Source organism: Streptomyces sp. SID11385 (assembly GCF_010548245.1).
Classification (GTDB): Bacteria; Actinomycetota; Actinomycetes; order Streptomycetales; family Streptomycetaceae; genus Streptomyces.
On record NZ_JAAGLR010000987.1, the window covers coordinates 1 to 8,755 of the forward strand.

Genomic DNA, 8,755 nt, shown 5'->3' on the forward strand with positions numbered 1-8,755 from the left:
CCTCCGTACGATCCGGATCGACGCCGTCGTCTCCTCGCCCCTGCGCCGCTGCCGCGAGACGGCGACGGCGCTCGGCCTGCCGTACACGCGCGAAGAGGACCTGCGCGAGACCGACTTCGGTACGTGGGAGGGCCTGACCTACACCGAGGCGCGCGCCCAGGACCCCGCCGCCTTCGCCGCCTGGCTCGCCGACCCCGGGGCCGCCCCGCCGGGCGGCGAGAGCTTCGCGGACGTCGCGGTACGCGTCGCGGCGGCCCGCGACCGGCTCCTCGGCGCCCACCGGGGCCGCACCGTGCTGCTCGTCTCGCACGTGACCCCGCTCAAGACGCTGCTGCGCCTCGCGCTCGGCGCCCCGCCCTCCGCCCTGTACCGCATGGACCTGGACCCGGCCTCGCTCTCCGCGCTCGCGGTGTGGGGCGACGGCAACACGAGCGTGCGGTACCTCAACAGCACGGCGCACCTCCCGCCCGGCTGAGTGCGGGGGAGGTGCGCCGTGTGGCTCGGCGCGGGTGCCGCGCGCCCGGCTCAGAGCAGCGTCGCCGCCTCGCGGGCCAGTGCCTCGACCCGTCCCCAGTCCTTCGCCCGCACCGCGTCGGCCGGGAGCATCCAGGAGCCGCCCACGCAGCCGACGTTGGGCAGCGCGAGGTAGTCGGGCGCGTTCTGCGGGCTCACGCCGCCGGTCGGGCAGAACCGCGCCTGCGGCAGCGGGCTCGCGAGCGACTTGAGGTACGGGGCGCCGCCCGCCGCCTGCGCGGGGAAGAACTTCATCTCGCGCACGCCCGCCTCAAGGAGCGCCACGACCTCCGACGTCGTCGAGACGCCCGGCAGAAAGGGCACCCCGGACGACTTCATCGCGGCGAGCAGCGCGGGCGTCCACCCCGGGCTGACGAGGAACCGCGCCCCCGCCCGTACCGCCGCGTCCACGTGCCCCGCCGAGATGACCGTCCCCGCGCCCACGACCGCCTCGGGCACCTCGGCCGCTATCGCCGCCATCGCGTCGAGCGCGACGGGCGTCCGCAGCGTCACCTCGATCGCGGGCAGCCCGCCGGCCACGAGGGCGCGCGCGAGCGGAACGGCGTCGGCGAGGTCGTCGATCACGACGACGGGCAGCACGGGAGCGAGATCGAGCACCGAGGCGGCGGCCTCGGCGGCGGACTGAGCGGGGACGGGGGAGTCTGTCATGCGCTCATCGTGCCTCGGGTGCGGCACCCTGCGCAAAGCACGTTGCGCAGGCTGCAACGGGCCGTCTAGTGGATCTCCCGCACCACGACATCGAGCGCCCACGGCCTGCCCTTGCCGCCGGCCCCCGCCGTCTCCACCACGTGCCCCAGGTCCCGCAGCGCGGTGACGAGTTCGGCGGGCGAGGCGGGCCGCACGTCGTGCGTGAGCAGGTCCCGTACGAGCCGCCCCTTCGACGCCTTGTTGAAGTGGCTCACGACCGAGCGCATCTCGACCCCGTCGACCACCCGCGCGTGCAGCACCCGCACCGTCGCGGTCCGCTCGGCGAGCGCGCCCTTCGGCTTCCACGCGGCGGCGTACGCGGCCGAGCGCAGGTCGAGCACGGGCCCCTCGCCCGCCGCCTCCGGCAGCACCTCGGCGAGGAAGGGCCGCCAGTACGCGCCGAGCGCCCCGAGCCCGGGCAGCTTCACGCCCATCGCGCAGCGGTAGGAGGGGATGCGGTCCGCCGTGCCGAGCGCGCCCCACAGGCCCGAGAAGACGAGCAGCGAGCGCGCGGCCCGCTCGCGCGCGGCGGCGTCGAGCGTCGCGAGGCCGAGCGCGTCGTAGAGGACGCCGGTGTAGACCTCCCCAGCGGGCCGCGTCCCGGCCTCGTACAGCGCCGCGTTCTTCGCGACCTCGCCGCGCAGCCCCTCGCTGAGCCCGAGCACCTCGCGCGCCTTCTCCGTATCGGCGGCGCACAACGTGACGAGTTCGTCGAGCACCCGCGCCCGTGCCTCCGTGAGCCCCGGCAGCGAGAGCCCGCCGAGCGCGAGCGGCGCCCCCTCGCCCCCGGCGGCCTTGCCCTCGGACGGCGGCAGCAGTACCAGCACGATGTCTCCTCACGTCCTGCGCGGTGAACCCCCTGGCCAGGGTAATCGCGCCGCACCCCGCCCCGCCCGGTACCATGACCGCACGGCAGACGAGCCGGGCGGACGGCCGCGTGGGCCCCTTCGGGGACCCCCGAGGAACGTCCGGGCTCCACAGGGCAGGGTGATGGCCAACAGCCACCCGGGGTGACCCGCGGGACAGTGCCACAGAAAACAGACCGCCGGAGGCTTCGGCCCCCGGTAAGGGTGAAACGGTGGTGTAAGAGACCACCAGTGCCCGAGGCGACTCGGGCAGCTAGGTAAACCCCACCCGGAGCAAGGTCAAAAGGGAACGCTTCGGCGCTCCTGCGCGGACGTTCGAGGGCTGCCCGCCCGAGTCCGCGGGTAGACCGCACGAGGCCGGTGGCAACACCGGCCCTAGATGGATGGCCGTCGCCTCGGCACGCCGCAAGGCCCCCGAGGAACAGAACCCGGCGTACAGCCCGACTCGTCTGCCGCCACCTCGCTGAGCGGAGAAGCCTCCGGGCCGGATCGAAATCCGACCCCGGGCCGGGGACTGGCTGGGGACTCTCGGGCGGCGGGTGCGACAGCGTCACCTCGGACGTCGGGAACCGCTTCGGCCGGCGCCGCGCGCGGGCTACGCCCGAGGGGGCACCGCTTCCCGGACCGCCCCGAGCGCGAGGTGCCACGGGTACGGGTGGCGTTCGCCCGGTGGGTTCGGTGCGAAGCCGTCCTCGCCGTAGAGCACCCGGACTCCCATCCCGCGCAGCTCCGCGACGCTTCGGTCGAGCGCTCGGTGGCGCGCGTAGGCGGCGTTGACGCACGGCATCGTGAGGAGAGGGATGCCCTTGCCGATCGCCTCGGCCGCGAAGCCCACGACGAACGACGACGTGAGGCCGAGCGCCCACGCGTTCAGGCTGTTGAACGTGGCGGGCGCGAAGAGCGCGACGTCCGCGCGCGGCCACACGTCCGGTGCCCCCGGGCGCTTGTACTCCGAGCGCACCGGATGCCCGGTCAGCCGCTCCAGCCCGGTCAGCTGTGGCTCCAGCCAGCGGGCTGCCGCCGGGGTCAGCCCGAGGCACACGTCGTACCCCGCGCCCTGCGCCTCCTCGATGAACGGCGCGATGTCGAGCACGGGCAGAGCGGCCGCACCGAGCAGGTAGAGGGTCGTCATCGGTTCATCCCATCGAGCAAGTACGCGAACGTGCGAGCGCCCCCAACCCATCGCGGAACAGGGGCGGTCGCAGCTTCGCGCGGGCGCCGCGCGGTACCGTTTTCACGTGTCGGGCCGGGAACGCGAGGTACCACTATGCCCCCCTCCGGCGACAGCGCCACATCGCGGAACAGCGCAAGCTCGCGCGCCTCACACAGAAACAGCCGGCCGCGCGCATCCCGTACTCGTACAGCCTGCTCAACCAAGTCGAGTGCGGGGCCCGCGCCGTGAGCCGAGGGCGAGCCGGGCCGGTCGGTCGAGCGTGCGCCGGCGCCGTTCGCCGGTCTCGCGGCCCGCTGCGGCGGTGGGCCCACTCGTCCCTCAGCGCATCGCCGCCGGTGCCACCAGCCGTCCCCGGTACACCAGCGACGCCGCCTTCTTCAGGGCGCGCAGCCGTACGCTCACGCTGTAGCCCGTGATGCCGGGGATGTCGGCGAGGGGGCCGCTGAGGAGCTCGTAGAAATCGGCCGCGTCCGTGCACATCGCGATGGCCATGAGGTTCTGCTCGCCGCTCGTCGCGGCGGCGAAGGCGACGCGGGGCAGCGCGGCCACCGCGGTGCCCGTCGCGTCGAGCAGGGCGGGCGTCGTCCGCAGCCACAGGGTCGCGCCGAACGGGTAGCCGAAGCTCTCCGGGACGAGGTCCACGTCGTAGAAGAGCGTCCCCGACCGCTCCAGCGTCTCGATGCGGCGGGCGATGCGGCCCGGGGTCCAGCCGGTGCGCTCGGCGAGCGTGGCCTGGCTCGCCCGCCCGTCCTCGGCGAGCACCGCCAGCAAGGGGGTGTCGTCGGGGCGCAGTTCGACCGGCGGGCCCTGCGGCACCGGGCGCGGGTAGCGCTCCTGGAGCAGGGCCACCGCCTCCGCGGGGAGGGAGGGGCCGAGGTGGCGCCAGTCCGCGCCCGGCGGTGAGTACGCGCGCAGGACCATGAGTGTGTCGAGGCCGAGGACGCCGGGCGATCTGGCGAGGCGGCGCAGCACGTCGGGCATGCGCCCGTCCTGCGCGGTCTCCAGGGAGCAGACGATCTCCGAGCCGCCGTAGGTGATGTAGGCGAAGGAGACCTCGGGCAACCGGGTCACCGCCTCGGCGAGAACGTCGAGCCGGTCGGGGTGCAGCCCGATCCGTACGACGCTCGCGGAGAGTCCGTGCACCGCCGGGTTCACGAGGCCCACGACCCGTACCGCGCCTGCCCTGTGCATCGCCCGGAAGCGGCGCGCCACCGTCTGCTCGGACACCCCCACCACCTCTCCGACCAGCCGGAACGGTGCCCGCGGAGCCACGTGCAGGGCGTGGAGGATATGGCTGTCGAGGGGATCGAGCATGGGGAAAGTATCGCACCACCCGGTGATCTCTGGATGTTTTCGGCGCTTGCCCGGGCTTGGCTTGGGGGAATTCGCAGTTCCGACGGAGACTTCCGGAGGATTCGAGGACGGATGTACGGCGCGCTCCCGGACCACACCGAACCACCGGCCCAGGCCACCGCGGCCGAAGCCACCCCCCCGGCCACTCGGCCGGGCCCACCCCGGCCCCGGAGCGCCGTCCGGCCCCGAGTGCGTACGCACCGCGTACGCGACGGGGGACCCCATCCCGTCCAGCCGGCCGGCGAAGACGCCGTCCGGCCCGCTCGTACGCCCGGACCAACGGCCGCCATCGGCCGCTCGCCCGGACCGTACGGCCGGACCTGCCGTCCCGCCCGCGACTCCGCCCGTCCCACGCGCCGGAATCCCCCGGCGCACCGAAGGAGTTCACGTGTCCCAGCCACCCGCAGCAGCCGCGCCCCATCGCGGGGTGACAGTGCTCATGGCCTGCCTCGGGGTCTTCGTCGCCTACCTGCCGGTGACGAGCGTCTCGGTGAGCCTGACCTCGATCCAGTCGGCACTCTCCACCACGACCTCGCAGCTCTCGTGGGTCTCGGACGCCTTCGTGCTGCCGATGGCCGCCTTCATCCTCACCGCGGGCGTCGTCGGCGACGTCCACGGCCGCAAGAAGGTCTACCTGGCGGGGCTCCTGTTCTCCGCCGTGGGAGCGGCGATATCGCTCACCGCGGACTCGGTCGGCCAGCTCTGGGCCGGGCAGGCGGTCTCCGGGCTCGGCGCGGCGGCCCTGCTGCCCACCACGCTCGCGCTCATCAGCCACGCCGTGCCCGACCACCGCGAACGCGGCAAGTTCATCGGCTTCTGGGCGATGTGCCTCATGGGCGCGCTCGCGATCGGCGGCATCATCTCCGGCGTGATCCTCGCGCACACCTCCTGGCGCTGGATCTTCCTCGTGACGATCCCCATCGCGCTCATCGCCTTCGCGGTCTCGGCGAAGCTCCTGCCCGAATCGCGCGCCCCGCGCGCGAGCCGCCTGGACTGGCCGGGCCAGATCACCGCGATGCTCGCCATCACCGGTCTCGTCTTCGGCGTCATCCAGGGCGGCGCGGGCTCCTTCACGGACGTCGAGGTCCTCGTCGCCCTCGCGGTCGCGGTCGTCAGCGGCGTCGTCTTCGTCGCCGTCGAGCGCCGCGCCGAGCACCCCATGCTCGACCTCAAGCTCTTCCGCAGCCCCGGCTTCACCGCCACGACGCTCGTCGCGATGGTCATGTTCCTCGGCATGATCGGCTTCTTCTTCGTGCTGAGCCTCTACTTCGGGCTGGTCCAGCACCTCGACACGCTCGGCATCGCCTGGCGCATGCTCCTCGTCACCGGGGCCGCGCTCGTCGTCAGCGGCGTCGCGGGCCGCTTCATGCACAAGTTCCCGCCGCGCTACATGATCACGCTGGGTCTGCTCCTCGTGACCGCCGCACTGCTCACGCTGCTCGGCGCCGAGGCGGACAGCTCCTTCGGCGAACTGTCCTGGCAGCTCATCCTGCTCGGCCTCGGCATGGGCCTCGTGACGACGCCGATGACCGCGACCGCCGTCAGCTCGGTGCCGCACCCGCTCGCGGGCATGGCGGCGGCGGGCAACAACGCCTTCCGGCAGATCGGCGGCGCCCTCGGCCCGGCCGTGCTCGGGGCACTGCTCACCAGCCGCAGCGCCTCCGCGCTGCCGGACAAGCTCGCCGCCAACGGTGTGCACGGCTCCCTCACGGAGAAGCTCTCGCACGCCGTCGACGAGGGCGGCCTCGGCGCGGTCGGCTCGGTGCCGCTCGGCGCCCGCGCCGGCCAGGTCTACGGGGCGGTCGGCGAGGCGTTCCTCGAAGGGCTGCGGCTGTGCCTGACGGTCTCCGCGGCGCTCACCTTCATCGCCGCCGTGCTCGCCTTCGTCCTCCTGCGCCCGCGCGCGAACCGTGAGGGCACGGTGGTGCGCGAGTCCGCCGCCCCGGCCGCCGCGGGCCGCGAGGCGGCCGCCGGCGAGGGCGCGCACGCCTGACGACGACGGACCGGGGCCGCCCGGCCGCGAGGGGAACACCTTCGCGACCGGGCGGCCTCGTGCGTACGGGAACCCGCGCTCGCCCCGTACTCTCTCCCAGGACATGAGTGCCCACGACATGAGCGACTTCGCCGACGAGGCCCGCAGCCGGGCCGCCCGCCTGCTGCGCATGGCCGCCCCCGAGGACGACAGGGACGGCCTCATCGCCTACGCCGCCGACACCCCCGACCCGCCCCTCATGGGCCCCGACGGCATCCGCACCACGGGCTGCCCGCGCTGCCGCCGCACGATGTGGCTCCAGCGGGACGTGTGGGTGTGCGCGGGGTGCGGAGAGGTGCGGGAGCGCGAGGAGATCTAGGCGGGACGGGGCTTCGCCCTCGTGAGGGGTACGGGGCTTCGCCCTCTGCCACCCGTACCGGATCGCGCGGCCCCCGCCGGGCGTGCCCCGGCCCCGCCCTACCGCTCCTCGCTCAGATCCTCCACGCCCATCGCCGCCGCCCGCGCCCGGCGTTCGGCGAGGACCGTGCCGCGCGCCTCGGCCATGTCCGTGAGGACCGCGCGGCGGGCGCGCTGGGCGAGCCGGTCCACGTAGACCATGCCGTTCAGGTGGTCGGTCTCGTGCTGGAGGCAGCGCGCGAAGTAGCCGGAGCCCTCGATCGTCACAGGGCGCCCCTGCCGGTCGACGCCGTGCACCACCGTGCGGTCCGCGCGGGCCAGTTCGTGCTGCGCGCCGGGCACCGAGAGGCAGCCCTCGACGTCGTCGATCAGGGTGCGGCCCGAGGCGGCCTCGTCGATCACGGGGTTGAGGACGTGGCCGACGTGCCGGGCGCCCTCGTCGTCGAAGCAGTCGTAGACGAAGAGCCGCAGGTCCACGCCGACCTGGTTGGCGGCGAGCCCCGCGCCCTCGGAGAGGTACATCGTCAGGAACATGTCGTCGATCAGCCGCGCCAGCCCGGGGGTGCCGAACTCCGTCGCCTCGGCGCAGCGGCGCGCCAGGACCTCCTCGCCGACCTCCGTCACCCGCAGCATCCGGCCGCGCGCCGCCTCGGGGGCGAGCGGCGGGTACTCGCCCTCGTACCGCTCGCCCAGCACGTACACCGGGACCCCGGCCGGGATGCGCGCGCGGACGGAGTCCGGCGGCGGGGCGAGGCTCCGCGCGGGGGCGGCGGCGGGTTCGGTCATGGGGCGGCCTCTCTCGGGAACGCGACGGCCGGTGCGGCGCGCGCGGCCAGAACCCTACCCGCGCCCCGCGCGCCCCACCCCCGCCCGTCAGGCGTGCGGTACGTGCCGTACCCGCTGCCGCAGCTCCTTCTCCACGTCGTAGCGGTTCAGGCCCTGCTGACGGGCCCAGTCGGTGACCGCCATGTGCACCTCGGCGGCGGCGTTGAACCACACGCGCCGCTGCGCGTTCTGCTCCTCGCCCTCCAGGTGCTCGATCCTGCGGCCCTCTTCGTCGGCCGCCTGCTGAAGGGTGATCAGGTCTTCGGGTAGCTCCACGGGCCGCACGGTAGCCGCGGGGGCGGCGGGGACGGGGCGGACACGGCTCTGCGGTCAGTCGTACGGAGCACAGGCTGCGCGGGGGTGCCGTCGCGGGGCTCCGCCCCGGGCCCCGCTCCTCAAACGCCGGAGGGGCTGGAGGGTTAAGCGCCGGAGGGTGGGGAGGGGCAGGGGCTGGGTTCGGTGGCTGTCTCGGGTGGCGTTCCCGTCACCACCGTCGCCCACCCCTCCTCCTCGTGCGCCGTCTCCGCGCGCAGTCCCGCCGTCGTGAAGATCGCCGCTACCTCCGGGGCCTGGCGGGTGCTGCTTTCGACCAGGAGGCGGCCGGTGGGGGCGAGCCAGGTGGGGGCCCCGGCGGCGACGCGGCGGACGAGGTCGAGGCCGTCGGTGCCGCCGTCGAGGGCGACGAGGGGTTCGTGGGCGCGGGCCTCGGCGGGGAGGAGGCGGACCTCCTCGCTCGGGACGTACGGGACGTTCGCCGTCAGGACGTCGACCCGGCCGCGCAGCGCGGCGGGCAGCGGGGCGTAGAGGTCGCCCTCGTAGACGCACGCGTCCACCGGGGCCAGGTTGCGGCGCGCCCAGCGCAGCGCGCCCGGGTCGACGTCGGCCGCGTACAGCGTCGCGCGCGGGCCGAGCGCCGTCCGCAGCGCG

9 protein-coding genes, 1 other RNA gene and 1 pseudogene are annotated in these 8,755 nt (G+C 74.6%); 4 read left to right on the forward strand and 7 right to left on the reverse strand.

Annotated elements, in window-relative coordinates; genetic code table 11:
* Positions 1-475 (forward strand): histidine phosphatase family protein (locus tag G3I42_RS30210; protein ID WP_239096778.1); only part of this gene is annotated, 475 nt, incomplete at its 5' end.
* A 50-nt stretch (positions 476-525) separates the two neighbouring features.
* On the opposite strand, the gene eda is transcribed toward G3I42_RS30210, so the two are convergent.
* Both eda and yaaA read right to left on the reverse strand, forming a co-directional pair.
* Entirely contained in the window at positions 526-1,182 is a 657-nt protein-coding gene (gene eda, locus G3I42_RS30215; protein ID WP_164290932.1) for a bifunctional 4-hydroxy-2-oxoglutarate aldolase/2-dehydro-3-deoxy-phosphogluconate aldolase, read from the reverse strand.
* 65 nt (positions 1,183-1,247) lie between these two features.
* Positions 1,248-2,048: a peroxide stress protein YaaA gene (gene yaaA, locus G3I42_RS30220; RefSeq protein WP_164290933.1), complete on the reverse strand. Its 801-nt coding sequence runs from the start codon at positions 2,046-2,048 to the stop codon at positions 1,248-1,250.
* Positions 2,049-2,138: 90 nt separating this feature from the next.
* Here yaaA and rnpB point away from each other — a divergent pair.
* Positions 2,139-2,539: RNase P RNA component class A (gene rnpB, locus G3I42_RS30225), an RNA gene on the forward strand.
* A gap of 143 nt (positions 2,540-2,682) precedes the next feature.
* Here rnpB and G3I42_RS30230 read toward each other — a convergent pair.
* Positions 2,683-3,219: a flavoprotein gene (locus tag G3I42_RS30230; protein ID WP_164290934.1), complete on the reverse strand. Its 537-nt coding sequence runs from the start codon at positions 3,217-3,219 to the stop codon at positions 2,683-2,685.
* Positions 3,220-3,579: 360 nt separating this feature from the next.
* Entirely contained in the window at positions 3,580-4,575 is a 996-nt protein-coding gene (locus G3I42_RS30235; RefSeq protein WP_164290935.1) for an Lrp/AsnC family transcriptional regulator, read from the reverse strand.
* Positions 4,576-5,053: 478 nt separating this feature from the next.
* On the opposite strand from G3I42_RS30235, the gene G3I42_RS30240 reads away from it, so the two are divergent.
* Both G3I42_RS30240 and G3I42_RS30245 read left to right on the forward strand, forming a co-directional pair.
* On the forward strand, positions 5,054-6,607 hold the full coding sequence (locus G3I42_RS30240; protein ID WP_203607559.1) for an MFS transporter: 1,554 nt from the start codon (positions 5,054-5,056) through the stop codon (positions 6,605-6,607).
* Between the two features lie 103 nt (positions 6,608-6,710).
* A complete protein-coding gene (locus G3I42_RS30245; protein WP_164290936.1) occupies positions 6,711-6,965 on the forward strand; it encodes a hypothetical protein in 255 nt (84 codons plus the stop codon).
* Between the two features lie 98 nt (positions 6,966-7,063).
* Here the strand turns inward: G3I42_RS30245 and def are convergent, their stop codons facing one another.
* From def to G3I42_RS30260, 3 genes and pseudogenes are all read right to left on the reverse strand, one after another.
* A complete protein-coding gene (gene def / locus G3I42_RS30250) occupies positions 7,064-7,789 on the reverse strand; it encodes a peptide deformylase (RefSeq protein WP_164290937.1) in 726 nt (241 codons plus the stop codon).
* 87 nt (positions 7,790-7,876) lie between these two features.
* Positions 7,877-8,104, reverse strand: coding sequence for a hypothetical protein (locus G3I42_RS30255; protein ID WP_164290938.1), 228 nt, complete (start codon positions 8,102-8,104; stop codon positions 7,877-7,879).
* Between the two features lie 143 nt (positions 8,105-8,247).
* Positions 8,248-8,755, reverse strand: a pseudogene (locus G3I42_RS30260) (putative protein N(5)-glutamine methyltransferase); the annotation flags it as partial.

Excerpts from the sequence above, each read along its gene's own strand:
- eda (WP_164290932.1), bottom strand. The coding sequence starts at position 1,182 with ATGACAGACTCCCCCGTCCCCGCTCAGTCCGCCGCCGAGGCCGCCGCC.
- def (WP_164290937.1), bottom strand. The coding sequence starts at position 7,789 with ATGACCGAACCCGCCGCCGCCCCCGCGCGGAGCCTCGCCCCGCCGCCG.
- G3I42_RS30230 (WP_164290934.1), bottom strand. The coding sequence starts at position 3,219 with ATGACGACCCTCTACCTGCTCGGTGCGGCCGCTCTGCCCGTGCTCGAC.
- G3I42_RS30245 (WP_164290936.1), top strand. The coding sequence starts at position 6,711 with ATGAGTGCCCACGACATGAGCGACTTCGCCGACGAGGCCCGCAGCCGG.
- G3I42_RS30240 (WP_203607559.1), top strand. The coding sequence starts at position 5,054 with ATGGCCTGCCTCGGGGTCTTCGTCGCCTACCTGCCGGTGACGAGCGTC.
- G3I42_RS30235 (WP_164290935.1), bottom strand. The coding sequence starts at position 4,575 with ATGCTCGATCCCCTCGACAGCCATATCCTCCACGCCCTGCACGTGGCT.